The organism is Caulobacter sp. GW821-FHT11E11 (genome assembly GCF_058808315.1).
Window position 1 is genome coordinate 43,584 of the sequence record NZ_JBXARO010000001.1, and the last position, 26,772, is coordinate 70,355.

At 68.6% G+C, this 26,772-nt stretch carries 24 protein-coding genes; 9 read left to right on the forward strand and 15 right to left on the reverse strand.

Annotated elements, in window-relative coordinates; genetic code table 11:
* Nucleotides 1-64 precede the first annotated feature (64 nt).
* Nucleotides 65-409: a YMGG-like glycine zipper-containing protein gene (locus AC1RR5_RS00220; RefSeq protein WP_492919105.1), complete on the reverse strand. Its 345-nt coding sequence runs from the start codon at nt 407-409 to the stop codon at nt 65-67.
* Between the two features lie 135 nt (nt 410-544).
* On the opposite strand from AC1RR5_RS00220, the gene AC1RR5_RS00225 reads away from it, so the two are divergent.
* Together AC1RR5_RS00225 and AC1RR5_RS00230 are read left to right on the forward strand one after the other, a co-directional pair.
* Nucleotides 545-1,402, forward strand: a complete 858-nt coding sequence (locus AC1RR5_RS00225; protein ID WP_492919106.1) for a diacylglycerol/lipid kinase family protein — start codon at nt 545-547, stop codon at nt 1,400-1,402.
* Nucleotides 1,403-1,406: 4 nt separating this feature from the next.
* Nucleotides 1,407-2,195 carry a metallophosphoesterase family protein gene (locus AC1RR5_RS00230; RefSeq protein WP_492919107.1) on the forward strand — a complete coding sequence of 263 codons (789 nt, stop codon included), beginning with the start codon at nt 1,407-1,409 and terminating at the stop codon, nt 2,193-2,195.
* Between the two features lie 57 nt (nt 2,196-2,252).
* On the opposite strand, the gene AC1RR5_RS00235 is transcribed toward AC1RR5_RS00230, so the two are convergent.
* The 4 genes from AC1RR5_RS00235 to AC1RR5_RS00250 form a co-directional block, all read right to left on the reverse strand.
* Entirely contained in the window at nt 2,253-2,429 is a 177-nt protein-coding gene (locus AC1RR5_RS00235; RefSeq protein WP_454718380.1) for a DUF1328 domain-containing protein, read from the reverse strand.
* A 93-nt stretch (nt 2,430-2,522) separates the two neighbouring features.
* Nucleotides 2,523-3,143 carry a superoxide dismutase gene (locus tag AC1RR5_RS00240; RefSeq protein WP_492919108.1) on the reverse strand — a complete coding sequence of 207 codons (621 nt, stop codon included), beginning with the start codon at nt 3,141-3,143 and terminating at the stop codon, nt 2,523-2,525.
* A 234-nt stretch (nt 3,144-3,377) separates the two neighbouring features.
* The gene (locus AC1RR5_RS00245; protein WP_492919109.1) at nt 3,378-3,779 is read right to left on the reverse strand and encodes a hypothetical protein; all 402 of its coding nucleotides are present in this window, start codon (nt 3,777-3,779) and stop codon (nt 3,378-3,380) included.
* The gene (locus AC1RR5_RS00250) at nt 3,776-4,123 is read right to left on the reverse strand and encodes a hypothetical protein (protein ID WP_492919110.1); all 348 of its coding nucleotides are present in this window, start codon (nt 4,121-4,123) and stop codon (nt 3,776-3,778) included. Before AC1RR5_RS00250 ends, AC1RR5_RS00245 begins: the two co-directional genes overlap by 4 nt.
* Nucleotides 4,124-4,306: 183 nt before the next feature.
* Between AC1RR5_RS00250 and AC1RR5_RS00255 the strand changes: the two genes are divergently transcribed.
* Both AC1RR5_RS00255 and aac(6') read left to right on the forward strand, forming a co-directional pair.
* The gene (locus tag AC1RR5_RS00255) at nt 4,307-6,133 is read left to right on the forward strand and encodes an HWE histidine kinase domain-containing protein (RefSeq protein WP_492919111.1); all 1,827 of its coding nucleotides are present in this window, start codon (nt 4,307-4,309) and stop codon (nt 6,131-6,133) included.
* Nucleotides 6,130-6,570 (forward strand): aminoglycoside 6'-N-acetyltransferase, encoded by a 441-nt coding sequence (gene aac(6'), locus AC1RR5_RS00260; RefSeq protein WP_492919112.1) that lies wholly within the window; start codon nt 6,130-6,132, stop codon nt 6,568-6,570. Before AC1RR5_RS00255 ends, aac(6') begins: the two co-directional genes overlap by 4 nt.
* A 105-nt stretch (nt 6,571-6,675) precedes the next feature.
* Here the strand turns inward: aac(6') and AC1RR5_RS00265 are convergent, their stop codons facing one another.
* Nucleotides 6,676-7,866 (reverse strand): CaiB/BaiF CoA transferase family protein, encoded by a 1,191-nt coding sequence (locus AC1RR5_RS00265; RefSeq protein ID WP_492919782.1) that lies wholly within the window; start codon nt 7,864-7,866, stop codon nt 6,676-6,678.
* 145 nt (nt 7,867-8,011) lie between these two features.
* Between AC1RR5_RS00265 and AC1RR5_RS00270 the strand changes: the two genes are divergently transcribed.
* Nucleotides 8,012-8,644 carry a DUF4142 domain-containing protein gene (locus AC1RR5_RS00270; protein ID WP_492919113.1) on the forward strand — a complete coding sequence of 211 codons (633 nt, stop codon included), beginning with the start codon at nt 8,012-8,014 and terminating at the stop codon, nt 8,642-8,644.
* Nucleotides 8,645-8,647: 3 nt separating this feature from the next.
* On the opposite strand, the gene AC1RR5_RS00275 is transcribed toward AC1RR5_RS00270, so the two are convergent.
* From AC1RR5_RS00275 to AC1RR5_RS00285, 3 genes are read right to left on the reverse strand one after another with little or no spacing between them, the layout of a single operon-like run.
* Nucleotides 8,648-9,079: a PaaI family thioesterase gene (locus AC1RR5_RS00275; RefSeq protein WP_492919114.1), complete on the reverse strand. Its 432-nt coding sequence runs from the start codon at nt 9,077-9,079 to the stop codon at nt 8,648-8,650.
* On the reverse strand, nt 9,076-12,678 hold the full coding sequence (locus AC1RR5_RS00280) for an ABC transporter permease/M1 family aminopeptidase (RefSeq protein WP_492919115.1): 3,603 nt from the start codon (nt 12,676-12,678) through the stop codon (nt 9,076-9,078). The genes AC1RR5_RS00275 and AC1RR5_RS00280 overlap by 4 nt, the downstream gene beginning before the upstream one ends.
* A 14-nt stretch (nt 12,679-12,692) precedes the next feature.
* Entirely contained in the window at nt 12,693-13,571 is an 879-nt protein-coding gene (locus tag AC1RR5_RS00285; protein WP_492919116.1) for an ABC transporter ATP-binding protein, read from the reverse strand.
* Nucleotides 13,572-13,763: 192 nt separating this feature from the next.
* Between AC1RR5_RS00285 and AC1RR5_RS00290 the strand changes: the two genes are divergently transcribed.
* Genes AC1RR5_RS00290 through AC1RR5_RS00300 form a run of 3 tightly spaced genes read left to right on the forward strand, consistent with a single transcriptional unit; the run spans nt 13,764 to nt 15,755 of the window.
* Nucleotides 13,764-14,444, forward strand: a complete 681-nt coding sequence (locus AC1RR5_RS00290) for a fumarylacetoacetate hydrolase family protein (RefSeq protein WP_492919117.1) — start codon at nt 13,764-13,766, stop codon at nt 14,442-14,444.
* 9 nt (nt 14,445-14,453) lie between these two features.
* A complete protein-coding gene (maiA, locus tag AC1RR5_RS00295; protein ID WP_492919118.1) occupies nt 14,454-15,086 on the forward strand; it encodes a maleylacetoacetate isomerase in 633 nt (210 codons plus the stop codon).
* Nucleotides 15,087-15,755 carry a carbonic anhydrase gene (locus tag AC1RR5_RS00300; RefSeq protein ID WP_492919119.1) on the forward strand — a complete coding sequence of 223 codons (669 nt, stop codon included), beginning with the start codon at nt 15,087-15,089 and terminating at the stop codon, nt 15,753-15,755.
* Here the strand turns inward: AC1RR5_RS00300 and AC1RR5_RS00305 are convergent.
* From AC1RR5_RS00305 to AC1RR5_RS00325, 5 genes are all read right to left on the reverse strand, one after another.
* Complete coding sequence (locus AC1RR5_RS00305; RefSeq protein WP_492919120.1) at nt 15,752-16,081, reverse strand: hypothetical protein; 330 nt, start codon at nt 16,079-16,081, stop codon at nt 15,752-15,754. The two genes, AC1RR5_RS00300 and AC1RR5_RS00305, sit on opposite strands and share 4 nt — an antisense overlap.
* 4 nt (nt 16,082-16,085) lie before the next feature.
* Nucleotides 16,086-18,134, reverse strand: a complete 2,049-nt coding sequence (gene pbpC, locus AC1RR5_RS00310) for a penicillin-binding protein 1C (protein WP_492919121.1) — start codon at nt 18,132-18,134, stop codon at nt 16,086-16,088.
* Nucleotides 18,131-23,191, reverse strand: a complete 5,061-nt coding sequence (locus AC1RR5_RS00315) for an alpha-2-macroglobulin family protein (RefSeq protein WP_492919122.1) — start codon at nt 23,189-23,191, stop codon at nt 18,131-18,133. Before AC1RR5_RS00315 ends, pbpC begins: the two co-directional genes overlap by 4 nt.
* 105 nt (nt 23,192-23,296) lie before the next feature.
* Nucleotides 23,297-24,124: a carbonic anhydrase gene (locus AC1RR5_RS00320; RefSeq protein WP_492919123.1), complete on the reverse strand. Its 828-nt coding sequence runs from the start codon at nt 24,122-24,124 to the stop codon at nt 23,297-23,299.
* A gap of 74 nt (nt 24,125-24,198) precedes the next feature.
* Entirely contained in the window at nt 24,199-24,672 is a 474-nt protein-coding gene (locus AC1RR5_RS00325; protein WP_223392305.1) for an Lrp/AsnC family transcriptional regulator, read from the reverse strand.
* Between the two features lie 119 nt (nt 24,673-24,791).
* Between AC1RR5_RS00325 and ald the strand changes: the two genes are divergently transcribed.
* Nucleotides 24,792-25,904 carry an alanine dehydrogenase gene (ald, locus tag AC1RR5_RS00330; RefSeq protein ID WP_492919124.1) on the forward strand — a complete coding sequence of 371 codons (1,113 nt, stop codon included), beginning with the start codon at nt 24,792-24,794 and terminating at the stop codon, nt 25,902-25,904.
* Between the two features lie 63 nt (nt 25,905-25,967).
* On the opposite strand, the gene AC1RR5_RS00335 is transcribed toward ald, so the two are convergent.
* Nucleotides 25,968-26,672, reverse strand: a complete 705-nt coding sequence (locus tag AC1RR5_RS00335) for a glycosyltransferase family protein (RefSeq protein WP_492919125.1) — start codon at nt 26,670-26,672, stop codon at nt 25,968-25,970.
* Nucleotides 26,673-26,772: the final 100 nt, after the last annotated feature.

Below are 26,772 nucleotides of genomic sequence, written 5' to 3' on the forward strand. Positions count from 1 at the left end.
AGCACAAGAAAGGCGACCGGCCATGCCGATCGCCTTGCGTTGGGGCGTCGTCGCTAACCGCTAACTAGTAGCGCGAGCTGCCGTCTTCCCAATAGTAGCGACCGCTGCGGGAGTCGTAATAGTAGTAACGGCCCGCACGCTCGTCATAGTACTGGCGGCGATTGACCGACGTCGAGCCGCAACCGCCATCTTCCTTGCAGCCCTTGATGGCGCCGGCGGTACCGCCGATGGCCGCGCCGATGGCGGCCCCGGTGCCGGCGCTGCCGCTGCCGACGTTATTGCCGATCACCGCGCCCGCGAGCGCGCCCAGGGCGGCGCCGCCGGCGGCGTTGCGTTCGACATTGCCGGTCGAGGTGCAGGCCGAGGCCAGCACGCCCACGCCCATAAGGGCGATCATGGTCATCTTCATGGTGGCTTCTCCGATCCGAGCTTCCTGTCCCCGTGTCCAGCAAACGACTCCCGGAGGCTGCGGTTCCGTTCGCCAAGCGGAACCATGGGACGCGGGCAGCCGTTGCGTCACCGACTTTCACGAGAGGGGCGTTACGTGAAGCGCATCGACGTCATCGCCAATACGGCTTCGGGATCGGTCGGTCCCGACGCGCCGCAGATCGCCGAGCGGCTGCTGGCCGAGTACGGCGTCTCGGGCGTGGTTCATGCCCCGCAGCCGGGTGAACTTTCCGACTGCCTGCGCTCGGTGATCGACGGCGCGCCGGATGCGGTGCTGGTGCTGGCCGGCGACGGCACGGCGCGGGCGGCGGCCGAGCTGGCCGGACCCGACGGTCCGCTGATCGCGCCCCTGCCAGGCGGCACCATGAACATGCTGCCCCGCGCCCTCTATGGCGACCGCGACTGGCAGGCGGCCATGAAGGCCTGCCTCGAGAGTGGCGAAGCGCGGATGATCTCGGGCGGCGAGGTCGGCGGGCGGCTGTTCTTCGTCGCCGCCATCCTGGGCAGCCCGGCGCTGTGGGCCACGGCCCGCGAGGCCGCACGCGAGGGTAAGACCGCCATCGCCGTGGCCCGCGCCCGGCGGGCTCTGCGCAGCGCCTTCTCGGGCCGCCTGCGCTTTACCCTGGACGGCCGGCCTAAAGAGAAGGCCGAGGCCCTGACCCTGATGTGCCCGCTGGTCTCCACCGCGATGGACGCCGAGGAGCGCGCCCTGGAGGCCGCCGCCATGGACCCGTCCAGCGCTCTGGACGTCTTCCGCCTGGGCTTCAACGCCGCGCGGGGGCAGTGGCGCGAGGATCCTTCAGTGTCGGTCGGCCGTTGCCGGGTGGGCAAGGTCTGGGCCCGGGGCCGGATCCCGGCGATCTTCGACGGCGAGCCGGCCCGGCTCGATCCCGAAGTTTCGATCCGCTTCCGGCCCAAGGCCTTCCGCGCACTGGTGCCCCCTGACGAAGCCTAGATCGATGAAACTCATCCAGGTCTCCGACATCCATTTCGGCGGCGAAAACAAAGAGGCCATCGAGGCGGCCACCGCCTGGATCGTCGCGGCCACGCCGGACCTGATCATCGCCGCCGGCGACCTGACACTCGATGGCAAGGTCACCGAGTTCGACGCCGCCGCGGCCTGGCTGAAACGCCTGCCCGATCCGAAGATCGTCTCACCCGGCAATCACGACACGCCCTTCGTCGGCCCTCGCGAGCTGTTCGAGCGCTTCACCCGCACCTGGGGCCGGTTCAAGGACCGGTTCGGCGACGAGGACGGGGCCTCGTGGCAGGCGCCGGGCGTCACGGTCGCCTCGCTGAACACCGCCCGCGCGGCCCAGATCCGCTGGAACTGGTCGAAGGGCGCGGTCTCGCACGGCCAGATCCGCCGGATCGTGCGCGAACTGGAGGCCGCCCCGGCCGGCGACCTCAAGGTCGTGGTCTGCCACCACCCGCTGATGGAGATCCTGGGCGGGCCGATGACCGCCAAGGTCCATGGCGGGGTCAACGCCGCCAACCGCTTCGTCGCCGCCGGCGCCGACGTCATCCTGTCGGGCCACATCCACCTGCCGTTCGTCACCGCCATCCCGTTCGGCGACGGCAGAACCCAGGCGGTCGGCTCAGGCACCTTGTCGCATCGCGAGCGCGGCGCGGCGCCCGGCTTCAACGTCATCGAGGTCGAGCCCCACTGCGTGCGGGTGGCGGCCATGGCCTATGACAAGGGCAAGTTCGACGTCTGGCGCACCTGGGCCTTCGATCGTCGAGGTTAGATACGAAAACGGCGCGACCCGAAAGCCGCGCCGCTCGTCGTTCGATGTCGTGTCCGCCTAGCGTGGCGCGCCTCGCCCGCGGAAGCCGTTGGCGACCAGGGACACCACGAACAGGATCAGGAAGACGAAGAACAGAATCTTGGCGATCCCGATCGCGGTGCCCGCGATGCTGGTGAAGCCCAGCAGGGCGGCGATCAAGGCGATCACCAGGAAGGTCACGGCCCAGTTCAGCATGGGTTGTCTCCGGAAAATCCGACGGCGTCGGAGGCTGTTGTCTCGCTTGGAAACAACGCCCCCGACTCCCTGGCGTTCCGAAGAAGCGGGACCTTAGGTCGGGGCGGGGTAAGCCCAGCCTTGAGCGCCCGACTTGGCGGCCGCGTACTGGCTGTCGGCCAGGGTCCAGTTGATCAGGTTGTCGAACACCGCTTCCAGGAAGCCCTTACGCAGGTTCTGGTAGTCCAGGTAATAGGCGTGCTCCCAGACGTCGGCGACGACCAGGGCGGTGAGGCCCTGGGTGACCGGGCTCTCGGCGTCGTGGGTCGAGATGATCTTCAGGGCGCCCGAGGCGTCCGAGACCAGCCACACCCAGCCCGAGCCGAAGTGGCCGATGCCTTCGGCGACGAACTTTTCCTTCAGGGCGTCCACGCCGCCGAAGGTCGACTCGATGGCGGCGGCCAGGTCGGCGCCCGGCGCGGTCTTGGTCGGCGACAGGCCGTCCCAGAAGAAGGCGTGGTTCCAGGCCTGGGCGGCGTTGTTGAACACCTTGCCAGGGCCGGCGCCCTTGATCACGGCTTCCAGCGAGCCCTTGTCGTCGCCGTTCAGCAGGCCGTTCAGGGCCGTGACATAGGCGGCGTGGTGCTTGTCGTGGTGGAAGCGCAGCGTGTTGGCCGAGATCGTCGGCTCCAGCGCGTCGTAGGCGTAGGGCAGGTCCGGCAGCGAGTACGTCATGATCACTCCATGGGGAAGGCGTTCCCATGGAGAGGAAGGGAACGCGCGACAGGCATCTAGAACGGGTGAGGCCAAAGCGTAAGCTTTTAAAGCAGCCCGGCCCGCTCAACTTTAGTTGAGAAATTCCCTTTGAAACTTGGGGTTTCCCGAAAATCTAAAGACTGGGAAATCTGGGAACGCAAAACGCCGCCGAGCGAGCCCGGCGGCGGTCGGTATCTGCATATAAACGCGCGATCAGCGCTGCGGTGGCTTCGGGTCCAGGAAGGCCTTGGCCACGGCGGCGGTCAGGGTCGGGTTCTTCAGGGCGAAGATCCCGGCGGCCAGGCCGATGCCGATCGACATGATCGGGCGGTCGCGGACGATCTCGACGACCTTGGCGGTCATGTCGAAATTGGCCTGCGGCGGCGCATTGTGGTGGCCGTGGCGGCTGCCCTCGACCTTGCGCGCGGCGATCATGCCGGCGACGGCGACGATCAGCGCCGCGACGGCGGCCACGATCGCGGCGGCGCCCGCCGGCGACACCAGCGGGACCAGCACGGCATAGACCGCGAAGGCGGCGGACACGACGCCGACCGCGGCGGCGGCGGCGATCGCCGCCGCCGCCGCCAGGGTCATCAGGGTTTTTTCGAAGATCACCGGTTGCTGCTACGGCCGCCGGAGATCAGCAGGCCGATCAGCACGCCCACGCCCAGGCCGGCCAGGGTGGCGGTGATCGGACGTTCGCGGATGCGTTCCGAGGCGTAGCGCTGGGCGTCCTCGATCTGCTGGCCGGCGGTGTCGGTATAGGTGCGGCTCTGGGCGCGCAGGGTCTCGAAGCCCTCGGTCACCGACTTCTCGACGCGGCGAGCGGCCTCGGTCAGCGAGGCGCGAGCGGCGTCGGCGGCTTCGGCGAAGCTGCGCTCGGCGTGCTGGACGGCTTCCAGCGTGGCGCCCTTGGCCTTGTCGGCTTCCTTGGCGGCGGGATTCAGGTTGGCGGGCATGGTCATCTCCTGGTTGGCGACGCGACCGAGCTGAAACAAAGACGTCCTGGGCGCTGAAGCTGCGCCCCGTCAACGCCGAGCTTAGCGTTGCGGTTCCAGGATACTCAAGGTCGTCAAGCTTCACCACGGGAATCGATTCCAAACCGGCTCGCGCCAAACGCGAAGCGGGTCTAAGGTCGAATCATGGAGGACGCCCCCATCGTCAGCGACGACCGTCAGGAAGCCGACCGTCTCAACGCCTTGAAGGCCTTGGACATCCTGGGCGGCGCGACCAACGAGCCTAGGTTCCTGCGCCTCGCGCGCTTGGCGGCCAAGCTGTTCGATGCGCCCAAGGCCGCCGTCGTCCTGGTCGACCAGGACCGGGTGTGGCGTAAGGCCTATGTCGGCTATCCCGGTCCCGAAGGCCCACGCCACGGCGATCTGGCCGCCCAGGTGGTGACCGCCAACGGCCCCGTCGGCCTGGCCGTGCCGATCCGCGATGCTCAAGGTCACGCGCTGGGCGCGCTGGTCGTCGAAGGTCCGGGCACAAGCGGCACGGCCTCGGACGAGGATCTGCAGGCGCTCGAGGACTTGGCCGAACTGGCCGCCGAGGCCCTGGCATCCAGGCGTAATCTCGAAAGCGAGCGCCTGGACCTGGCCATTTCGGCCGCCAGCCTCGGCGAGTTCGAGTGGGACATCAAACGCGACGTGATCAAGGTCAGCCCGCGCCTGGCCAAGATCTCGAACATCGAGCCGGGCGAGGTGCCCGCCGGCAACGGCCTGGTGCTGTTCGACTACCTGCACCCCGAAGACCAGGAATGGGCGCCGGAGTTCATCAACAGGCAGTTGCGAGAGACCGGCCACTACGACGTCGAGTACCGTCGCCCCAACGGCCCGGACGGCCGCGAAGTTTGGAATCACGGCTCGGGCGTGATCGTGCCCGGCGACGACGGCGAGCCGGCCTATCTGATCGGCGTCGTCCAGGACATCACCGAGCGCAAGGCCGAGGAAGCCCAGCGCGAGAACCTGGTCGTGGAACTCGACCACCGCATCAAGAACCTGCTGTCCGTCGTCCAGTCGGTGGCGGCCCAGTCGGCGCGCAAGTCGGCCTCGCTGGACGTGTTCCTCAAGACCTTCGCCGGCCGGCTGAAGTCGATGAGCTCGGCCCACGACCTGCTGACCGCCGCCCGCTGGCGCGGCGCGACCCTGGCGCGGATCGCCGCCGCCGAGCTGGGCGGCCTGTCGCCGACCCAGACCCGCTGGGACGGGCCCGAAATGTTCCTGACGCCGCGCGCGGCCTCGGCCCTGTCGCTGGCCCTGCACGAGCTGGCCGTCAACGCTGTGCGCTACGGCTCGCTGTCGACCGAGAACGGCAAGGTCGAGGTGGTCTGGCGGCGCACGCCCGAAGGCGGCTTCGCGCTGGAATGGCTGGAGACCGGCGGCCCGCCGGCCACCGCCCCCACGACCAAGGGCTTCGGCGCCACCCTGATCGAGGACGTCGCCGGCCGCGAGCTCGGCGGCTGGGCCAAGATCAACTACAAGTCCGGCGGCGTCACAGCCATGATCCAGGGCGCGGCCGAGGCCCTGGCCGACGCCCCGCCGATCGAGGAGGCCCAGGCCGCCCCCGAACGCATCGTCGAGACCGTGGTCGCCGCCGACGAGACCGTCCGTCCGGGCGCCATCGCCGGGCTGAAGGTGCTGATCGTCGAGGACAGCCTGCTGCTGGCGCTGGAGCTGGAAGCGGGCCTGGAGGACGCCGGCGTCGAGGTGGTCGGCTGCGCGGCCGAACTCAGCGAGGCCCTGTCGATGGTCGAGATGGTCTTCGACGTCGCCGTGCTGGACGCCGACCTCAACGGCCAGTCGGTGGCCCCGGTCGCCGAGATCCTGCGCAGCATGGGCCGGCCGTTCGTGTTCGCCACCGGCTATGCCGACAAGGCGGCGCCGATGGGCTTTGACGCCCCGATCGTGCGCAAGCCGTACAACGTGCACCAGATCGCGCGGGCGGTGGCGGGCGTCACCGGACGCATGTGATCGTCCGTCCGGTCCGCGCGGCCGATCTCGATGGGTGGGCTGAGCTGCGGGTGGCGCTGTGGCCAGAGGGCTCGGTCGCCGAGCACCGCGCCGAGGCGGCAGAGGCGCTGGAAGACTCCGATCTCGTGACCTTCGTCGCCGAAGCGCCGGGCGGCGTGATCGCCGGCTTCGTCGAAGCCGGCCTGCGTCACGACTACGTCAACGGCTGCGAGACCTCGCCGGTGGCGTTCGTGGAAGGGCTCTATGTCCGACCCGAGCACCGTAAGGCCGAGATCGGCCGGGCGCTCTGTGCGGCGGTCGCCGACTGGGGCCGGGAACGGGGGTGCAGCGAACTGGCCTCGGACGCGCTGGCCGATAACGTGGAGAGCCATGCGTTCCACCGGGCGGTCGGGTTCGAGGAGACCGAGCGGGTGGTGTATTTCCGGATGGAGCTTTAGCGGGCCCGAAACCTCGTCCTTCGACAGGCTCAGGATGAGGTTTCTAGTGAACCGCCATAAAAAGTAGTCCTCATCCTGAGCGTGTCGAAGGACGAGGACGGCTCCTCAGATCACGCCCTTCGCCCGCAGCCCCTCGACCGCCTCCGCACTCATCCCCGCCACCTCGGTCAGCACCGCCTCCGTGTGCTCTCCCAAGGTCGGCCCCGGCCACCGCACCCCGCCCGGCGTCTCCGTCAGCTTCGGGAAGGCGTTCTGCATCTTGATCTGCCCAAACACCGGGTGAGCCACGCTCACGATCGACTCCCGCGCCACGAACTGCGGGTCCTCGATCATGTCCGGCGCGCGGTAGATCCGCCCCGTCGCCAGACCCGCCTCCTGCAATTTCGGCAACAGCTCGTCGATGTCCTGGTCGAGCGTCCAGGCGGCGATGCGGGCGTCCAGCTCGGTCTGGTTCGCGCCGCGGGCGGCGTGGTCGCGGTAGCGGACGTCGTCGGCCAGGTCCGGACGGCCCATCAGCTCGCACAGGCGTCTGAACAGGGTGTCCTGGTTGGCGCCGATCAAGACGAGCTCGCCGCTCTTGGTCGGATAGACATTGGACGGCGCGATGCCGGGCAGCACGGCCCCCGAGCGTTCGCGGACATAGCCGGTCAGGTCGTATTCGGTGATCAGGTTCTCCATCACCGTCAGCACGCTCTCATAGATGGCCGCGTCCACCACCTGGCCCCTGCCGGTGCGCTGGCGGGCGTGCAGCGCCATCATCACCCCGAGGGCGGCGTTGAGGCCCGACAGGCTGTCGCCGATCGAGATGCCGGCGCGGGCGGGATTGCGGTCGGGCTCGCCGGTGATGTGGCGCAGGCCGCCCATGGCCTCGCCGACCAGGGCGTAGCCGGCGCGCTTGGAATAGGGGCCCGTCTGTCCGAACCCGGACACCCGCGCCATGACCAGGCCGGGATTGGTTTTCGCCAGGTCCTCGTAGCCCATGCCCCACTTTTCCAGGGTGCCGGGGCGGAAGTTCTCGACCACGACGTCGGCCTTGGCGATCAGGGCGCGGGCGATGGCGCGGCCCTCGTCCGTACGCAGATCGACGGTGACGGACTTCTTGTTGCGGCCGATCACCGGCCACCAGGGCGACAGGCCCTTGGGCTTGGAGCGGCCCCACTGGCGCATCGGGTCGCCGACCTTGGGGTCCTCCAGCTTGATGACCTCGGCGCCGAAGTCGCCCAGCACCTGGCCGCAGAAGGGTCCGGCGATCAGCGAGCCCATCTCGATCACACGCAGTCCGGCCAATGGACCCATAGCCTGGGATTCCTGGGTCATCGCATTCTCCCCCACCACCCACGGAACCGTTCACGGCCCCGTGAGGTTTTGTTGATCACACGGCGCCGTGCGCCGCAGAGCTTTCAAGAACCTCTAAGAAAAACGCGTAGGGAAAGACAGAGCCATGACCCGTCACCTGATGATTGCCGGCGCCGCCATCGCGGCCCTCAGCCTCGCCGCCTGCGGTCCGAAGACCGAAGAAACCAAGGGCGCCGCCACCCCGGCTGAACAAGCCGCGACCCCGGACGCCAACCCGGCCGCCACCGTCCCGACCCCGTCGGACGAGACCAAGGCCGACGTGTTCGCCGCCAAGGCCGCCGATAGCGACATGTTCGAGATCGCCGCCGCCAAGCTGGCCGCCACGCGCTCGACCAACCCGTCGGTGAAGAAGTTCGCCGCCGCGATGGAAAAGGCCCACACGGCCACCAGCGCCGAGCTGAAGACCGCCATCGCCGCCTCGGGCGCGACCATCACCCTGCCGACGGTCCTGTCGGAAGACGCCCAGGGCAAGATCGACGATCTGACCAAGGCCGACGCCAAGGACTTCGACAAGAAGTACGCCGACAGCCAGGTCGACGCCCACCAGGCGGCCCTGAACCTGCTGCAGCGCTACGCCCAGGACGGCGACACCGCCGCCATCAAGGCCTTCGCCGCCGCCACGGCGCCGAAGGTCCAGGAGCACCTGAACATGGCCGAGGGCCTGAAGAAGGGCTTCGACACGGGCGAGGACGTCGCCAAGGCCAAGGAAGGCCACTAACGTCTAGGGAATGGCGTAAGCGACGGTCGCTTTCGCGGCCGGTCGCTCGCGTCCTTCCGTCCAAAGCAGAATATCGGTCGTCGCGATGCGACGGCCCAGCTTCAGCAGGGCGGCCTCGGCATAGAGGTCGCCCGGTTTGCATCCGCGCAGGAAGTGGATGGTCAGCGAGGTCGTGACCGCCATGGCCACCTCGCCGATATGGGCCAGCACCAGGGCGTAGGCCGCGGTGTCCGCCAGGGTCATCAGGGTCGGTCCTGAGATCACCCCGCCCGGCCGCAGCTGCCGGCTCTGGTAGGGCAGCTTGATCAGCACCCGGCCAGGCTCGACCTCCAACACCGAGGGCATGTGGTCCGGATCCGCCTCCGGAAAGGCGCGGCGCAGGAACGCATCCAGCGCCGGCCCGTCCATCCGGATGGTCAGGTCGTCGCTACTCATTGGCCACTGGCGCCGACCTTGGTCGTGTTGTCGTCGCCGTTGCGGTCGATCACCGTGTTGTAGGGGTCGATGCCCGCGTACTTCGGCGCCTTGGCCACCGTGAAGGTGAAGGTCTGGACGCCCGAGCGGATCGGGCGGCGCTCATAGGCCACCACGTCCTTGGCGTCGAAGCCCTTCTTGCCCGGCTCGGCGGTGAAGAGACCGATGTCCATGGTCTCGTTCAGGGCCGCAGGCGTCTCCTTGCCCTTGCCGTCGGCATACTTCTTGACCGCGTCGACCGTGACCGTGACGTCGAACTTGCCGTCGGCTCGCTTCTTCACCGCCGCCGACTTGGTCTTCAGGTCGTAGAGGGTGATCTTCTCGAACAGGTCGGTGATCAGGGCCTGCTTGTCGGCGGGCGCCTCGGCGCGCAGCAGCGTCAGGAAGTCGGTGGTGATCGGATAGGGCGCGCCCTTGAAGGCGTGAGCCGCGATCAGCTTGCGCAGGGCGCGGTTGACCGTCGCCTCGCCCAGCTGGTCCTGCAGCCGGTACATGACCAGCGAGCCCTTGCGATAATAGACATAGGGCTGGCCCTCGACCTTGTAGAGCGGCTGCTCGTCCAGGACATCGCCGCCCCGCGCGCGCAGATAGCTGTCCAGCTCGAACTTCAGGAACCGGCGGATCTGCGCCTCGCCATAGGTCCGCTTCATGACCATCAGGGCCGAGTACTGGGCGAAGGTCTCGGAGAGCATCGCCCCGCCCTGCTGGTCGGCGCCGATCACTTGGTGGGCCCACCACTGGTGGCCGATCTCGTGGGCGCCAACGTAAGTGACCATGTCGATCTTGGTCGGGTCGCGGTAGTCGGAGATGAAGAACATCCCTTCCGACCACGGAATGGTGTTGGCGAACGACTGAGCGAACTGCTCGTAGTCGGGGAACTCCTGGAAGCGCAGCTGGCGGAACTGATAGGGGCTGAACTCGGTCCCCATATAGTCCAGCGAGCGCTTCATCGACTGCTTCATGCGGTCGATGTTCCAGGTGTGCTGGGCGTCGTAATAGACCGCCAGCTGCACGCCCTTGTAGGTCTCCTCGGCCACCTGGTAGCGGGCCGACTGGATCGAGACGAACGGCATGATCGGCGCCTCGGTGACGAAGCGGGCCACGCGGCGGTCGCCCTTCACCGTGTCCGACACCTTGTAGCCCGGCGCGATCGGCGTCTGGTCGGCGTCGGTGGCGACGGTGATGTCGGAGGTGACGAAGTCGGCGTCCTTGCGCAGGCCGTTGAACTGGCGGGACGGGACGTCGCCCAGCTTGGCCATGCGGCGCTCGGCCGGCAGGCCGTACTTGCGGCGCTTGGCGCGGTCCTGCAGCAGGCCGTCACGCGACATGCCCAGGATCGGCGCGATCTCCATGTTGTTGACGAAGGTTCCGTTGTCGACGACCCGGTGCTCCTGGCCGCTGTTGGGGAAGCCGCGTTCGGCTCGCAGGGTGATGAAGCTCATCTTGCGCTGCTCGCCCGGCGTCATCGGCGTGTCGAAGGCGAAGATGCGGTAGTTGAACTTCTCGAACGTCTTCTTGGGCCGCGCGCCCTCGATCGACAGGCCCTTGACCTGCAGGTCGCGGTCGAAGCGGACGTGGATCTCCTTCAGCGCCGCGCCGGTGCGGTTCTCGAAGATATACGAGCCCTTGGTCTCGATGCTGGGCGCGTGCGGCCGCAGGTCGACGTCCAGGGTCATGGAGACGATCTTGGGCTGGGGCGTGTTCTCGAACGGCAGCAGGGTCTTTTCGTAGTCGGCCTGCCACTTCTCGCCGTCGATCCGGGTCCGGTAGGGATTCCAGACATTAGTGTTCAGATAGACGAACCCGCCGATCGCCACGAAGACGACCAGCGCGGCGCCGCCGAGGATCCCGGCCCCGCCGGTCAGGCGCACGGGCAGGCGACGCAGGCGCGGCAGCAGTCGGCTCTCGGTCCCGCGCCGCCACAGGCCATAGGCCAGCACCAGCAGGATCAGGGCAAAGGCGCTCCAGTAGGCGCGCAGCCACCAGGCCCCGATCCAGAACTTGCCGAGGCCATTCATGTCCGAGAACGGCGTGTCGGTGACCGAGCCGTAGTTGTAGAGCTTGTGCTCGAAGCCCAGGTTCACGAACGTGATGGTGGTGACCATGTAGATCACCATCAGGCCCCAGCCGATGAACTTGTGCGGGCTGATCGACTGCAGGAACACCGCCAGCACCGCCAGCAGAATCCAGTCGACGGCCTGGGGCAGCACGTACCAGACGAGGTACTTGCCGATCTCGACGTTGAAATAGCCGTGGAACACCTGGCTGAGCATGGCCGCGACCACGCTGACCAGCAGGGTCGAGACCAAGACGAGGCTGATGGCCAGGGTCTTGGGCGCCACGAAGGCCCAGTCGGGCACCGGGGTGGCGTCGATGATCTCGTGGGTCTTCTTCTCGCGCTCGCGCCAGACCAGCTCGCCCGAATAGTAGATGGCGATGATCATCGGGATCAGGCCAAACGATCCCAAGAGCGGCTGCAGCAGAACGCGGGTGACTGGATAGACAACGCCGCCATAGCGGCCGGCGTCGGTGGCGAACCACAGCGCGCCCATGGCGTTGGCCAGGCCCAGGGCCAGCAACACGAAATAGGCCGGGCTCTTGAACACCTGGCCCATGTCCAGGCGGGTGCGGACCACCAGCTGGGCCCAGGCCGTGGCGCGGTCGAACACCGGCTGCGGCAGGGGACCGGACAGGGCGGCCGGCGCGGCCTCTTCCTGCGCCTTGGCCTTCTTGCCCGTCTTCACCTTGCGCTGGCCCGACAGGTCGGCCGACTGGAAGCGGAACAGGCCATAGGCCAGGCTCAGGAAGGCGGCCGACAGCACCAGCACGAAGACGCGGTTGAACAGCAGCGCGCCCGACAGCGGCGGCACCAGGGTGTTGCGCTCGCTGGCGGTCCAGTACTTGGTCGTCAGGCCGTAGGCGGCGGTGCCCAGCGGCTCCCAATAGGCGGCGATCTTCTCGTATTCGGGGCGGTCCAGCGCGATGTTGGCGATGATCCACAGCACCATGAAGGCGATGACGCCGACATAGGTCCACATCATCGAGCGGGTCACCGTGGCCAGGGCGAAGAACAGCGCCGAGGTCAGCAGGATCGACGGCAGGGCCAGGCCGAAATAGGCGAACAGATAAGCGTGCAGGTCGTTGGGACCCAGGCGCTCGGGATCGATCCACGGCATGTGCGAGCCGATCCAGATGGCCAGCGGCACGACCAGGAACGAGATCGCCGCCGCCAGGAAGGCGCCCGTGAAGCGGCCGTACAGGTAGTCGAACTTGCGCACCCGGGTGGAGCGCAGGATGGGCCCGAAACCCGTCTCGTCGTCGCGCACCACCACATTGGCCACGAAGGCCGTGGTCACGAACATGTAGAAGATCGACAGGATCAGGTGGGTCTGGGCGATCGCCGCCGGGGCGTTGCGATGGATGTTGCTGCCGCCGCCGATACTGATCTGGTCGATCGTCGCCGCCCCGAAGGTCAGCAGGAAGAAGATGGTCGCCACTACCCAAAAGACGGGCGACTTCAGCTGGTAGCGGAGCTCGAAGCCCGCGATCTTGCCAAACATCGGCGTGCTCCCGTCTAGGCCGCGCGCCGGGTGGTCGACAGGGTGGAGAAATAGACATCCTCCAGCCCGCCCTCGACAGGGGTGAAACCCTCGCCCGGATTGTCGTCGGACAGGATGTGGATTACCGTGCGGCCGGCCAGCAGGCGGGTCGAGATGACCTTGTACTGGGCCTTAGCGGCCTCGAGCTCGGCCTTGTCGATGATCTTCTTCCAGATCCGGCCCTTCAGCTTGGCCACCAGGTCGTTGGGGGCGCCTTCGCTGACGATGCGGCCGTCGCAGATGATGGCCATGGCCGGGCAGAGGTCGGAGACGTCCTCGACGATGTGCGTCGACAGGATCACCACCACGTTCTCGCCGATCTCGGCCAGAAGGTTGAGGAAGCGGTTGCGCTCCTCGGGGTCGAGGCCCGCCGTGGGCTCGTCGACGATGATCAGCCGCGGATCGCCGATCAGGGCCTGGGCGATGCCGAAGCGCTGGCGCATGCCGCCCGAGAAGCCGGCGATGGCCTTCTTGCGCACGCCCCACAGGTTCACCTGGTTCAGCAGGTGCTCGACCGTGGCCTTGCGTTCCTTGGCGCCGGAGATGCCTTTCAGCACCGCCATGTGGTCCAGCATGTCGTAGGCCGAGACTCGCGGATAGACGCCGAAGTCCTGGGGCAGATAGCCCAGCGTCTTGCGCAGCTCCTCGGGGTTCTTCAGCACGTCGATGTCGCCGAAGCGGATATGACCCGAGGTCGGGGCCTGCAGGGTGGCGATCGTCCGCATCAGGGTCGACTTGCCCGCGCCGTTCGGACCCAGCAGGCCGTACATGCCGCGAGGAATCGTCAGGCTGACCTCGTCCAGGGCTCGAGTGCCGTTGCCATAGACGTGAGTCAGATTTTCGATGATGAGCATGCGCGTCCTAAAGCCCCCGATAGATCGCCCGAATATCCCCGAGCACGACATGACTCGACGGCGCGGAGCGGGGCAAGTGAAAGAACGTTTAGGCGAAGACCTCAACCGCAGGATTTCTGAACGGCGACCACTTTGCGGCCATAGCCTCGGCGGGGGTTTTGGCGCACGGTTTTTGGGTCTACAGGAGGCGCCATGACGACCTATGCCTTTCCCCCGCACGCCATTCCCACGGTCCCGGTGGAGGGTTCGGATGGGGCTTTTCCGGTTCGCCGGATCCTTTGCGTAGGGCGCAACTACGCCGCCCATGCCCGCGAAATGGGCGCCGACACCCGCGATCCGCCGTTCTTCTTTTCCAAGCCCGCCGACGCCGTCGCGCCGCTGATGGGCGAGGTCCGTTATCCGCCGGCGACCAGCGACCTGCATCACGAGATCGAGCTGGTCGTGGCGCTGAAGAGCGGCGGTGCGAATCTCACACCGGAGCAGGCCCTGGAAGCCGTCTTCGGCTACGCGGTCGGCGTCGACCTGACCCGTCGTGACCTGCAAGGCGCGGCCAAGGCCAAGGGCCACCCCTGGGAAGCCGGCAAGGCCTTCGACCTGAGCGCCCCGATCACCGCCATCCGGGTCATGGATGCGCCCGCCCCCGAAGCCGCCGTCACCCTGTCGGTCAACGGCCAGGAGCGCCAGCGCGGCGAGATCGGCGACATGATCTGGAACGTCGGCGAGGTCATCGCCAAGGCCAGCGAGCTGTGGACCCTGGCCGCCGGCGACCTGATCTTCACCGGCACCCCCGAGGGCGTCGGCGCCATCGTCCGCGGCGACAAGGTCGTGGGCGAGGTCGAGGGCGTCGGACGCCTTGAGTTCACGCTCGTCTAGGGGCTCGACATGAAGCTCGTCCTGCACAGCGCCAAGCGCGCCAGCGCGCCCTATCGGGTGCGGATCGGCTTGAACCTGAAGGGCCTGCCCTACGAGCTGCGGCCCGTGGATCTGGTGGCCAACGCTCATCATGAGGCCGACTACCGCGCCCTGAACGCCCAGGCCCTGGTGCCGACCTTGATGGTCGACGGCCGTCCGCTGACCCAGAGCCTGGCCATCCTGGAGTGGCTGGACGAGGTCTCGCACGAGCCGGCCCTGCTGCCGGCCACGGCCTATGAGCGGGCCATCGTGCGCGGCATGGCCGAAATCATCGCCTGCGACATCCACCCGCTGAACAACCTGCGGATCCTGCGCCAGCTGACGGCCCTCGAGATCGGCGAGACCGATCGCAACGCCTGGGTCGCCCGCTGGATCAGCGACGGCTTCCGGGCGCTCGAGCCGATGGTCGCCCAGCACTCGGGCGGCTTCGCATTCGGCGATGCGCCGGGTCTGGTCGACTGCCTGCTAGTGCCGCAGGTGTTCAACGCCGGCCGCTTCAATGTCGACCTTTCGCCCTTCCCGGCGATCCAGGCCGCCGCCGCTCGCGCGGCCAAGCACCCGGCCATCGCCGCCGCCCATCCAGACCATCATCCGGAGCGCTAGATGCTTGAGGACCTGAAATCCAACAACCGCGCCTGGTCGAAGAGCAAGACCCAGATCGACCCGGAGTTCTTCAAGCGCCTGGAGAACCAGCAGAGCCCGGAATATCTCTGGATCGGCTGCAGCGACAGCCGCGTGCCGGCCAATGAGATCGTCGGCCTGGATCCGGGCGAGCTGTTCGTCCACCGCAACGTGGCCAACCTCGCCCCGCCGCAGGACGCCAACTATCTCAGCGTGCTGCAGTTCGCCGTCGACGTGCTGAAGGTCAAGCATGTGATGGTCGTCGGCCATTATGGCTGCGGCGGCGTGGCGGCAGCCATCGACGGCCAGCGCCGGGGTCTGGTCGATCACTGGCTGCACCCGATCCGCGAGGTCCATGCCGAGCACAAGCACGAACTGGAAGCGATCCCGGAAAAGCGCGCCATGCTCGATCGCCTGACCGAGCTGAACGTCGCCCGCCAGGTGCGCAACGTCGCCGCCGACGTCTTCGTCCAGGACGCCTGGGCGCGCGGCCAGTCGCTGGCCGTGCACGGCTGGGTCTATTCGCTGGCCGACGGCCTGGTGAACGACCTCAACATCGGCATCGCCAGCCTGGCCGACTACGAACGCACGATCGCCGAGACCGTGGTCCCGGACCGTCCGTTCTGGAAGCGGGACGAGACGGAAGGCTAGGGCGCTTCCGCCAAACCCGCGGCTAGCCAGAAGACATAGAGGATCATCGGCAGGGCGATCACGAACATCGCCCTGGCCGCCCAGACCAGGCGTGTCGCCAGCGGGTCGTTCAAGGGCTTGTGGCGCTTGCCGATCAGGACGCTCAGGCCCTCGAACGCGCTCGACTGCGAGAAGATCTCGCGCAGACCAAAGCGCTCTTCGGGGGTCTCCAGCCGCTTGATGCGCGACACCGCGGCGATCAGTACGCCAACATAACCCACCGCCAGGCACCAGGTGATCGCGAAGATCACCAGGAATGGCAGGGGCGGGACACCAACAAACCTCAACGCACTACTCCCCCTTGATCCGCACCTTGGCGGTCGCCCGTCGTCCTTGGGCGTCGACGACGGACAGCTTGTAGAAGCCCGGCGCGGCCGGTTTCCAGATGGCGCGGCCGCTGACAGGATCCAGCTCCAGCGGTTGACCTTCCACGTACCAGGTCAGGCCCTCGCCCTCGGCCGCCAGCACCAGGCCTCGCGCCTTCGACCCCAGGGCGTCGACCTGCACCGACGCGCCGTCGGGCGGGAAGATCAGGCGCGGGCCGGCGTGTTCGGCCTGCAGTTTCTGAAGGGCCAGCGGCGCGGATTTCGGGGCGATCGGGCGGGGAGCCGAGGACGCGGTTCCGATGGCGTCGGCGACGTCGAACAGCAGCGGCAGGGCGGCGTCGCGCCCCGTTAGGCCGCCCCGCGCGCCGCCGTCAGCCCGCCCCGTCCAGACCAGGATCGCATAGCCGCCGACCACCCCCGCCGCCACCGCGTCCCGGAAGCCGTACGAGGTGCCGGTCTTGAAGGCCATCGACGGCCCGCCGCGCGTCAGGGCCGAGGGCGCGCGGCCACGGGGCGCGGGGGCTTCGCGCAGGATGTCCAGCACCTGGGTCGCGGCTTCGGGCCGGACCAGGCGATGGCCTCCGGTGCGTTCGCGGGTCTTGGCCTCGTCCTCGGTCCAGGCCAGGGGCTTGGCGATGCCGCCGTCGCCGAGCGCGGCGTACAGCATGACCAGGTCGCGCCAGGTGATGCCTTCGCCGCCGAGCGCGAGCGCCAGACCGGCCTCCTTCAGTTGCGCCTTGGGCCGCGCCAGGTGCGCGCCGGCGGCCTCGATGCGGCCGGCGAAGGTCTCGGGTCCCAGCTTCTCCAGGGTGGCGACGGCCGGGACGTTCAGCGAGTGGGCCAGCGCCTCGCGCACCGTGACCTTGTCGTGGAAGACGCGGTCGAAGTTCTCGGGCTGGTAGTCGGCGAAGCGGGTGGCGCTGTCGGCCAGCTGGGTGTCGGCGGCGACCAGGCCATCGTCCATGGCCATGGCGTAGATGAAGGGTTTGAGGGCCGAGCCCGGCGAGCGCAGCGCGCGGGTCATGTCGACCCAGCCCCCGGCCCGGTCGCGGCCGGCCGAGCCGACGGCGGCGCGGACGGCGCGGTTCCTGATCTCGACCACCAGGATGGCGGCGGTGGCGTCCGGCCCTTGCGCGCCCGCCACGGCCGCGGCCATCGGCTCCAGCCGCGACTGCAGGTCGGCGTCGAGGGTCGAGACCACGCTGGCCTGATTGGCCGGCGCGTTGCGGGCCAGCTCGCCGGCCACGTGCCAGGCCAGGGCCGGGAACGGCGTGCGGCGCGGCAGGGGCTCGTTCTCGGCCTCGTAGGCGGCGGCCTGGCTGAGGGCGCGGGCGCGAACCATCTTTTCCAGCACCGCGGCGCGGGCGCGCTTGGCGGCTTCCGGCCGGCGGTCGGGACGGCGCGCCTCGGGCGACTGTGGCAGGGCGATCAGCATCGCCTGTTCGCCATCGGTCAGACTGGAGGGCTCATGGCCGAAATAGCTGAGACTGGCCGCCCGCGCGCCTTCCAGGTTGCCGCCATAGGGGGCCAGGGTCAGGTACAGCGCCAGGATCTCGCGCTTGGACAGTCGCGACTCCAGCTGCACGGCGCGGATCATCTCGATCAGCTTCGAGCCCAGATTACGCGGTCGCGGCTCCAGCAGACGCGCGGTCTGCATGGTCAGGGTCGAGGCGCCGGACGTCACCCGGCCATGCACCACCGCCGAGCCGATCGCTCGCGTCAGCGACAGCGGGTCGACGCCCAGGTGCAGGTAGAAACGAGCGTCCTCGACCTTGATCAGGCGCTTCTGGAAGGTGGGATCGGTGCGCTCGAGATCGGCGCGAATCCGCCACCGCCCGTCCTCGACCGGCAAGGCGCGCAGCCACGCCCCACGACGGTCGAGTGTGACCGGCGAGGAGTGCCTGGCCCGCGTCATGTCCGGCGGGAACACGGCGCTGAGGGTGAACAGCGCGGTCTCGATGGCGAGGGCGATCACCAGGCCTTTGGTGATCGCCCCGACACTAGGTGTCCTCACTGCCCAGGCGCGATCGTCGCGCGCGAGGCTTCCGAGCGGCCGACCACCGCCGGACGGTACATGTCCTTGGCCACCGCGCCCGGCAGGAAGAAGCTGCCCGGCGTCACAGCCCGGGCCACATAGGCCAGGGCGAACGACTTGCCGCCTTCCAGGTCCAGCGCGGCGATGAAGCGATCGTCGCGGCTTTCCTGGACGTCGGCCGCGGTCAGCTCGCCGAGGAACTTGAACGGACCGTTCTGGGCGTCGTCGGCGCCCAGGGTGGTCTCGATCTCGAAGCCGGCGGGCAGGGCGTCGTCGACCACCAGGGCTGTCGAGCGGGCCTGCTGGTTGGAGCCCGAGACCAGAACGATGATCCGATCGCCCTGGCGGATGGTCGCCGGGTCGATCGCGCCGCCGCCCATCGACAGCAGGCGCTTGCTGACGCTCAGGCCTTGGGCCGTAGCCCCCGGCGCCGAGGTCGGGGTGCCGCGCACGGACACCGTCCGCCACAGCACGCCCTTGCCGGTGTTGACGAAGCGGGCGTCGGTCAGCTTGCCCACCGCCCAGCGCGGCGCGCCGCCGGCCGGCGGCAGGGCGTTGGCGCCCTTGGCGTCGATCGACATCGGACCCGAGGCCTGGATCAGGGCGTTGGCCGCGTGCAGCAGCGCCGCCTGCTCCTGGGTGTTCAGGGCGTCCGGATCCTTGCTGACATTCTCAAGGCGCGCCTGCATCTGGCGCGCGATGTCCATCATGTTGGACTCGGCCGCCAGGGCGGTGATCACCGCGGTGTCGCGCAGGGTCGACTGGTACCAGTCCTGCTCGTCGCGATAGCCCAGCGAGGAGACCGCCTGGCGCATGGCCGAGCGGGCGCGGGCGTTGTCGCCCATGCGAGCCAGACCAGCGGCCACGTAGGCCTTGGCGACCGGCTGGCTCTCGTCCTTCATCTGCACGTCGTGCCACCAGCGCAGGCGGGCCAGGTCACCCTTGCCGGCCTTGGCCATCACATAGAGGGCGTAGGCCGAAGCGCGGCGGCGCATGCGTTCGGTGGCCTTCTTGGAAGCGTCTTCGTTCGACGCCCACCAGCCCGGATACTCCATGCGATAGGCGACCGAGGCCCAGCCTTCCGGCCGGCTGACCTGGCGCATGGCCCCGACGGCCTTGTCGATGGCTTTGTCGGGCACGGCCACGCCTTGCGCCTTGGCCTCCAGCAGGAAGTCCACGACATAGGCGCCCAGCCACGGATCGGCCTCGCCGTCGCCGACCCGCCACAGGCCGAACGCGCCGTCCAGGGTCTGGCGATCCAAGAGCTTGCCCACGGCCCCGGCCAGGGCGGCCGGCGTGCGCTTCAGCTTGGGGTCGTTCGAGAAGGTCTGGGCGTACAGCAGCGGATAGGCCGTCGAGACCAACTGCTCGGTGCAGCCGTACGGATAGCGCTGCAAGGCCACCGCGATCGCCGAGGGGTCGAAGCCCCGGATCGGCGAATAGCTGACCTGCAGGGTCACGTCGCCCGCCGCCAGCCCCGAGAGCAGGCTGTACGACGGCGTGAAGGCCTCGCCCGGCTTCTGGATCTCGGTGGTGGTGCGCACCACGTCGCCCCAGCCCAGGCGGGTCTGGATCGGATAGTCCTTAGACGTCTGGAAGCCCGGACCGGCGACCTTGAAGCCGATCTTGCCGATGCCGGTGACGTCCGGCGCCAGGAAGGGGATCTTCTCGGCGATGCGCTGGCCCAGGATCAGCTGGAACACCTTCTTGAAGGCGACCTTCAGGCCGTTGGTCGAGAAGGCCTCGGCCGTATAGGCGCCCGGCTTGCCCTCGACATTGTGCAGCTCCAGCGTGGCGTAGGCCTGGTCGCCCGGCGCCAGGAAGCGCGGCAGGTTCAGGTCGGCCACCACCGGCTGGCGCACGGTCAGCGGCTTGGAGGCCGAGCCGACGGCGGTGTCGGTCCAGGCCACCGCCTGGATGCGCAGCTCGCCGTTGAAGTCGGCGGCCGGCAGCTTGATCACAGCCTTGCCGTCCAGGCCCGTCTCCACGACGCCGGACCACAGGGCCACGGTCTTGATCGGCGTGGTCGTCAGGCCCTCGCCGCCGACCTCGTCGCCGCCGAAGTTGACGTTGGCCGGCGCGCCCATGTTCGGGTCGAGCAGACGACCGTAGTCGTCGCGATAGTTCAGGGTCAGGGCCCGCTTGCCGAAGTACCACTTCACCGGGTCGGGGCTGTCCTGGTGGGTCAGCTGCAGAATGCCCTCGTCCACCGCCGCGATGGTGACGCGGGCCTTCTGGCCAAAGCCCATGCCGGTCACCTTCACGGGGATCTCGACCGGGGCCTTGCTGTCGATCTTGGTCGGCGTGCCCAGATCCACCGTCAGCTTGCGACCCTTGGGGTCGAGCGGGACATAGACCAAGCCGAGCGCCCGGCGGGGCTTCGGCGAAGCGACCGGGTCACGCGGTTGGATGACGCTGACCATGATGTAGGCCCCGCCGCCCCAGGCGGCCGAAGTCTTCAGGCGCACGGTGGTCCCGTTCTCGCCGACCGTGACGGTCTTCAGATCGATCAGGCGATCGGTGGCGACTGCGACTTGCGCCTCGCCGGCATAAGGCGGTTTCAGCGTGACCTCGACCGTGTCGCCTTGGGCGTAGGACTTGGTCCCCGCCGACACGCGAACCACGTCCGGCGCCTCGCCCTCGCGAGCGGGGGCGCCCCAGCCGGCCGAGAAGCGGGTGACGGTCTTGGCGCCGTCCGCGCCCTCGACCTCAAGGCGATAGTCGCCCCAGCCCAGGCGGCGGGTGAACTTGGCCGGCGCGCCCGCGCCGATGTTCACCTGCGCCTTGGCCACGATCGCGTCGCGGCTGCTGCGGCGCCACTGCCAGCGGCCGTTCTGCTGGAACCAGTCATAGTCCCAGCGCTCGGCCACCAGGGTGTAGGTGGCGGTCGCGCCGATGCGCCGGCCGGCGGCGTTGACCGCGATGATGTCGAGGCTGACGGGCGGATCGCCCTTGCCGGCCTCGCCCTGGTCGACCTTGACGCCGTAATAGACGGACTTGCCGCGCACCTTCAGGTCCAGGCCCTCGCGGACCGGACGGCCGCCCGGCTCGAATACCGAGGCGGTGACCGAGGCCACCAGCGGCTGGGCGGTGTCGCCCGCGTCCGTGGTCCCGACCGACAGGATCGCCCGGCCTTCGCCGTCGGTGACGGTCGAGCCCAGGTCGATATATTTCTCGTCGAAGGTCTTGGACTGGTCGCCCCACTCGAAGCCCTTGTAGGCCGGGAACGGGTCGGTGTCGGCGCGCAGCCGAGCCTCGCCTTGCGTCTGCAGGCCAGCGCCGGGCGCGCCGTAGAGGAAGCGGGCCGAGACGTCGACCTTGCGGGTCTCGCCGGCCGCGACCGGGACGGATTCCTGGCCCGTGGCGGTGACCGCCAGGCGTTGCGGCGCGAAGTCCTCGACCGAGAACGACAGGCTGCCCGTCGCGTCCTCGATGCCCTCGATATGCAGCTCGGCGGTCCAGCGACCGCGCGGGGCCGAGCGGGGCAGGGCGATGTCGGCCAGCACCGCGCCGGCGTTGGCCTGGCTGAACGGATAACGCTTGAACTCGACGCCCGAGGGCCGCTTGACCAGGATCTCGCCCTTGCGGTCGGTCACGGCCTTGGCCATACGGTCGCGGACCATGGCGGTCAGGTGGACCGTCTCGCCGGGCCGATAGATGCCGCGGTCGGCATAGAGGTAGCCGTCGATGTCGGCCGCCACGCTGCGCCCGTCGACGCCGCCCTCGGTGCGGCCACCCACGCCCTGCTTGGACAGGTCGACCGGCGAGCGGTCCAGGTCCAGCAAGGCGAGATCACCTTGCGGCCCATAGGCCATCACCATCTTGGCGCGCTCGGCGCCCTGGCCCTTCAGCAGCGGACGCAGGAAGCGCACGCGGCCGTCGGCGTCGCTCTTGGCCTCGGCCAGCGACTCGCCGTCGGCGGCCACCAGGGCCACGTTGACGCCCGACAGGGTCTTGGCGCTCTTCAGCGAGCGGACCACGACGTCCAGGCTTTCCGAGCCGTCATAGCCCAGCAGCGCCATGTCGGTGAACACGATCCAGCGGCGGGCCTGGGCGGGGTTGTTGTCGCCGTTCTCCTCGTCGGGATCACGGCCGCCCGAGACGTCGCGCGCCTTGATCACGAAGGCGCCGGCCTTCATGTCCTTCAGCACCGCGCCCAGCGGGAAGACGGTGGTGGCCTTCTGGCCGGTCGCGCCGCCGGTGACCGGCACCACACCCTTCCAGACGCGGCGGCCGTCCTCGCCCACGGCGTCCTCGCCATATTCGCCGGCCCAGTCGCCTTCGCCGGTCGGGTCGGGGGCGCTGATCGACTTGCGGACCAGGTTGCGGTCCGGCACGCGCCAGACCTCGACGGCCAGGCTCTGGACGTTGATGGTCTCGATGGCGACGCCGTCCGACTCCTCGCGGGGCAGGATCACGCCGTCGCCGGCGAAGCCGACATACGGCGGCTTCTCGCCGAAGGTGAAGTCGACATCGGCATTGGCGCCCAGGGTCTCGCCGCCCTTGGCGGGCAGGCCCTTCAGCAGGGTGATGCGGTGATCGGTGAAGCCGATGCCGCCCAGGCACAGCTCGTCGCCCTTCACCCGCACCGAGGGCTGACGGCCGATGTCGGGCGAAACCAGCACGAAGTCGGCATAGGACTTGGACGCATCCAGGTCCTTGCTCATGCGGATGCAGGCCAGGGGATCGGAGCCGGAGCTATCAACGCGGGTCTGCCACACCGCGAAGCCTTCGGGCTTGGGGATGCCGCGACGGGGCGCATTGGCGCCGCGCGGCTTGCCGAACAGCGACCAAGCCTCGCCCTTGACCGACTGCACGCCGGCCGGCTTGCCGCCGCCAAAGAACATCCCGGCCTTGCCGACCGCGAAACCACCGCCGAAACCGACGACCAGAGCACCCGCGACAGCGATCGCCACCGGCCCCTTCAGGGCGGCGGGCCAGCGCTCGGAGACCTGCGCGCGGAAACCGTCCCAACGCGTCTTCAAGGAAGCCTGGGTGTCGCGACCGCCTTCCGGCGGCGTCTCGTCCGTCGACATCCGTGTCTTCCCTTGATTTGCGCAGATTCAGGCGAATTGAGCCTAAGCGCGACCAGGGGTCAACGGCAGTCGAATGACAGTGTTACGTTGAATACTTAAGCTTGATCAGGCGTCGAAGCTGACCACGCCCGTCGTCAGGTCGTAGCAGGCCGAAACGACCTTCAGACGGCCTTCGTGGATGCGCTCGGCCAGGAGGCTGTCGGCGACCTTCAGGCGGCCGGCGATGTCGCGGACATTGCGGCGGATGGAGGCGTCCTGCAGGTCGGCGGGATGGGTCTCGTCGGCCTCCAGCACCGCCGGGATGATCGGCAGCACCATCTCGTGCAGCGAGCCATGCAGCTCGGCGTGCTTCTTGGCGACGTCCACGGCCGCGCCGACGGCGCCGCATTTGGTGTGGCCCAGGACGACGATCAGCGGCGCGCCCAGGTGCTCGACGGCATAGACGATCGAGCCCAGGCCCTCTCGGCTGACGGTCGAGCCGGCCACGCGGATCACGAACAGCTCACCCAGATTGCAGTCGAAGACCAGTTCCGGCGCCGTGCGGCTGTCGGCGCAGCCGATCACCACCGCGAACGGCTTCTGGCCCTTGGACAGCTCGGCCACGCGGGCCAGGGTCGGCAGCATCAGGTTGGCGCCGCCGCGGGCGAAGATGGCGTTGCCATGCTTGAGGCGGCCCAAGGCCTCTTCGGGCGAGACCTCCTGGGCCGGCGCGGCCGCCGCCGGCGCGTGGGCCGGTTCGGCCTCCATCGGCTTGACGCTGGCCATGGCCCGGTCGAGAGCGGCCTTGTCCGTCGACTGGTGCTTGAGGGCGCTGGAGGTCCGGCGGCCCTTCTTGGTCAGGAGGCTGGGCGAAGGGCCATCGCCCTCGGCGAACGCCAGGGCCGGAGCGGCCAGGCCGGCCAGAGCCCCCAGCAGGAGTCTTCTCGAAACCATCTCGTCCCCCGACGCGGTTTGAATGTCGGGGCGAATGTTATGACTCAACAGCTCAGGATTGGTTAATCACATCTTCACAGCGGCAATTCGGCGCGCTTAACGACAGTTCGCATGGCGATGCTGCTGCTGACACGGACCACGCCGGGGATGCGGGTGAGCTCCTGGGCGTGGACCCGCTCCAGGTCGTCGACGTCGCGCACCACCAGCCGCAGCAGGTAGTCCGAGCCGCCGGTCATCAGGTAACACTCGGCCACCTCGCGCACATTGGTGATGGCCTTCTCGAAGGCGCTGAGCGCGCTCTCGGCCTGGGACGACAGGGTGACGGTCACGAAGACGCTGAGCGGCAGGCCCACGGCGCGCTCGTCGATCACCGCCGCGTAGCGCCCGATGACCCCCGCCTCCTCCAGCGCCCGCACGCGGCGAAGGCACGCGGACTCGGAAAGATTCACGGCCTCAGCCATTTCCACATAGCTGGCCCGGCCACGCCGCTGCAGCAGGTGGAGGAGCTTCCGGTCGAAACCATCCAGGTCAACGGCGGCTTTCTTCATACCAGCTACATAGCACGCAGGAATCCTGCACAACAGCGGTCACCGGACACGAAATCACCAGGGAAACTGCGCTCTCTTGAGCGCACAGTCCCGGTCAAAGCGCTTTTGGAGGAAGCATCATGCGCGTTGGCGTCCCTTCCGAGATCAAACCGGGCGAACACCGGGTCGGTCTCACCCCCACGGCCGTCCGTGAATATGTCGGTCACGGCCACACCGTCCTCGTCCAGTCGGGGGCCGGCCTCGGCGCCGGCTATGCCGACGACGTCTACGCCAAGGCGGGCGCGACCATCGCTCCCGACGCCGCCGCGGTGTTCGCCGGCGCGGACATGATCGTGAAGGTCAAGGAACCGCAGAAGGTCGAGTGGGAAAAGCTCGAGCCGCGCCACATCCTCTTCACCTACCTGCACCTGGCGCCCGATCCGGCCCAGACCGAGGGCCTGCTGAAGAGCGGCTGCGCGGCCATCGCCTATGAGACCGTCACCGACGCGCGCGGCGGCCTGCCGCTGCTGGCCCCGATGTCGGAAGTCGCCGGCCGGATCGCCGTGTTCTCGGCGGCCGAGACGCTGCTCAAGCACAATGGCGGCATGGGTCTCTTGCTCTGCGGCGTGCCCGGCGTGCCCCCGGCCCGCGTGGTCGTGCTGGGCGGCGGCGTGGTCGGTTCCAACGCCGCCCGCATGGCCGCCGGCCTGGGCGCCGAGGTCGTGGTGCTGGAACGCTCGATCCCGCGCATGCGCGAGCTGGACGACCTGTACCAAGGCCGCATCCTGACCCGCTACTCGACCTTCGCCGCGGTGGAGGAAGAGATCCTCAAGGCCGACGTGATCATCGGCGCGGTGCTGACCGCCGGCGCGGCCGCGCCCAAGCTGGTCCGTCGCGAGCACCTGAAGCAGATGAAGCCAGGCTCGGTGCTGGTCGACGTCTCGATCGACCAGGGCGGCTGCTTCGAGACCAGCAAGCCGACGACCCACGCCGAGCCGACCTACACGGTCGACGGCGTCGTCCACTATTGCGTGGCCAACATGCCGGGCGCGGCCCCGCGCACCTCGTCGGAAGCCCTGGGCAACGCCACCCTGCCGTTCGGCCTGGCGCTGGCCGACAAGGGCCTGGACGCGCTGAAGACCAACGTCCACCTGGCGCGGGGCCTGAACGTCCTGAACGGCGAACTGACCCACCCGGCCGTGGCCGAGGCGCTGGGCAAGACGTCGGTGGATCCCTACGGGGCCTGGAAGTAGTCCAGACAGCAGAAGGGCGCCGCGCGGAACCGCACGGCGCCCTTCTTGTATTCTGAAAGAGCCTTAGGCCGCGAAGCGCGCGATGTCCTGGCGGCTCTCGACCAGGTCCAGCACGTCGCCCATGCGGAAGCCGGGATCGACCGGATGCAGGGCGTCATAGACCGAGCGTGCGAAGGCCAGGTCGGCGGCGGTCTTGACCCGCCAGTCCAGCTTCGACCAGTCGCGGGCGGCTTTCAGGTGGGCCTGACTCCAGCGCTGCGGCTGGTTGCGGATGGCGGCGGTCGGCGAGATGCGGGCCTGCGGATCACGTTCCTCGGCGGCGGCGTCGCGCAGGACGTTGGCCTTGATCACCTCGACCTCGAGGCCGACCGGGAAGGTGCGGTGCACGCGGTTGGACGTGTAATCGGCGCCGCTGGCCAGGGCCATGCGGATGGCGTCGTCGATAATGCCCGGATCCATGAACGGCGCGTCGCCCTTCAGGCGGACCACGTGGCTGACCGAACTGATCGCCTCGGCGCAGCGGGCGATGCGCGCCAGGATGTCGGCGCCGGCCCCGCGATGGACGGTGTGGCCGCGCGAGACCAGGAAGCCGGCCAGGGCGTCGTCAGCCGTGTCGGTGCTGGTCGCGACGATGATCTTGGAGAGACAGCGCGCGCCGCGCAAGCGCTCCAGCTGGCGCACGATCATCGGCTGGCCCTGGAGGGTGGCCATCGACTTGCCCGGCAACCGGGACGAACCCATGCGGGCCTGCAGGACTGCGAGGATCATGACGCGGTCTCCTTCGTTGGGACCAAGCTAGAGCAGACTCATAAAACTCAAGTGAATCAGAAGCTTACAGGACCTTAATCGGCAGGATTAATTGACGCGC

Coding starts and splice junctions, on each gene's coding strand:
- AC1RR5_RS00335 (WP_492919125.1), bottom strand. CDS start 26,672: ATGATCCTCGCAGTCCTGCAGGCCCGCATGGGTTCGTCCCGGTTGCCG.
- AC1RR5_RS00315 (WP_492919122.1), bottom strand. CDS start 23,191: ATGTCGACGGACGAGACGCCGCCGGAAGGCGGTCGCGACACCCAGGCT.
- AC1RR5_RS00240 (WP_492919108.1), bottom strand. CDS start 3,143: ATGACGTACTCGCTGCCGGACCTGCCCTACGCCTACGACGCGCTGGAG.
- AC1RR5_RS00255 (WP_492919111.1), top strand. CDS start 4,307: ATGGAGGACGCCCCCATCGTCAGCGACGACCGTCAGGAAGCCGACCGT.
- AC1RR5_RS00265 (WP_492919782.1), bottom strand. CDS start 7,866: ATGGGTCCATTGGCCGGACTGCGTGTGATCGAGATGGGCTCGCTGATC.
- AC1RR5_RS00235 (WP_454718380.1), bottom strand. CDS start 2,429: ATGCTGAACTGGGCCGTGACCTTCCTGGTGATCGCCTTGATCGCCGCC.
- AC1RR5_RS00285 (WP_492919116.1), bottom strand. CDS start 13,571: ATGCTCATCATCGAAAATCTGACTCACGTCTATGGCAACGGCACTCGA.
- AC1RR5_RS00270 (WP_492919113.1), top strand. CDS start 8,012: ATGACCCGTCACCTGATGATTGCCGGCGCCGCCATCGCGGCCCTCAGC.
- AC1RR5_RS00230 (WP_492919107.1), top strand. CDS start 1,407: ATGAAACTCATCCAGGTCTCCGACATCCATTTCGGCGGCGAAAACAAA.
- AC1RR5_RS00275 (WP_492919114.1), bottom strand. CDS start 9,079: ATGAGTAGCGACGACCTGACCATCCGGATGGACGGGCCGGCGCTGGAT.
- AC1RR5_RS00290 (WP_492919117.1), top strand. CDS start 13,764: ATGACGACCTATGCCTTTCCCCCGCACGCCATTCCCACGGTCCCGGTG.
- AC1RR5_RS00280 (WP_492919115.1), bottom strand. CDS start 12,678: ATGTTTGGCAAGATCGCGGGCTTCGAGCTCCGCTACCAGCTGAAGTCG.
- maiA (WP_492919118.1), top strand. CDS start 14,454: ATGAAGCTCGTCCTGCACAGCGCCAAGCGCGCCAGCGCGCCCTATCGG.
- AC1RR5_RS00325 (WP_223392305.1), bottom strand. CDS start 24,672: ATGAAGAAAGCCGCCGTTGACCTGGATGGTTTCGACCGGAAGCTCCTC.
- AC1RR5_RS00220 (WP_492919105.1), bottom strand. CDS start 409: ATGAAGATGACCATGATCGCCCTTATGGGCGTGGGCGTGCTGGCCTCG.
- AC1RR5_RS00300 (WP_492919119.1), top strand. CDS start 15,087: ATGCTTGAGGACCTGAAATCCAACAACCGCGCCTGGTCGAAGAGCAAG.
- AC1RR5_RS00320 (WP_492919123.1), bottom strand. CDS start 24,124: ATGGTTTCGAGAAGACTCCTGCTGGGGGCTCTGGCCGGCCTGGCCGCT.
- ald (WP_492919124.1), top strand. CDS start 24,792: ATGCGCGTTGGCGTCCCTTCCGAGATCAAACCGGGCGAACACCGGGTC.
- AC1RR5_RS00250 (WP_492919110.1), bottom strand. CDS start 4,123: ATGCCCGCCAACCTGAATCCCGCCGCCAAGGAAGCCGACAAGGCCAAG.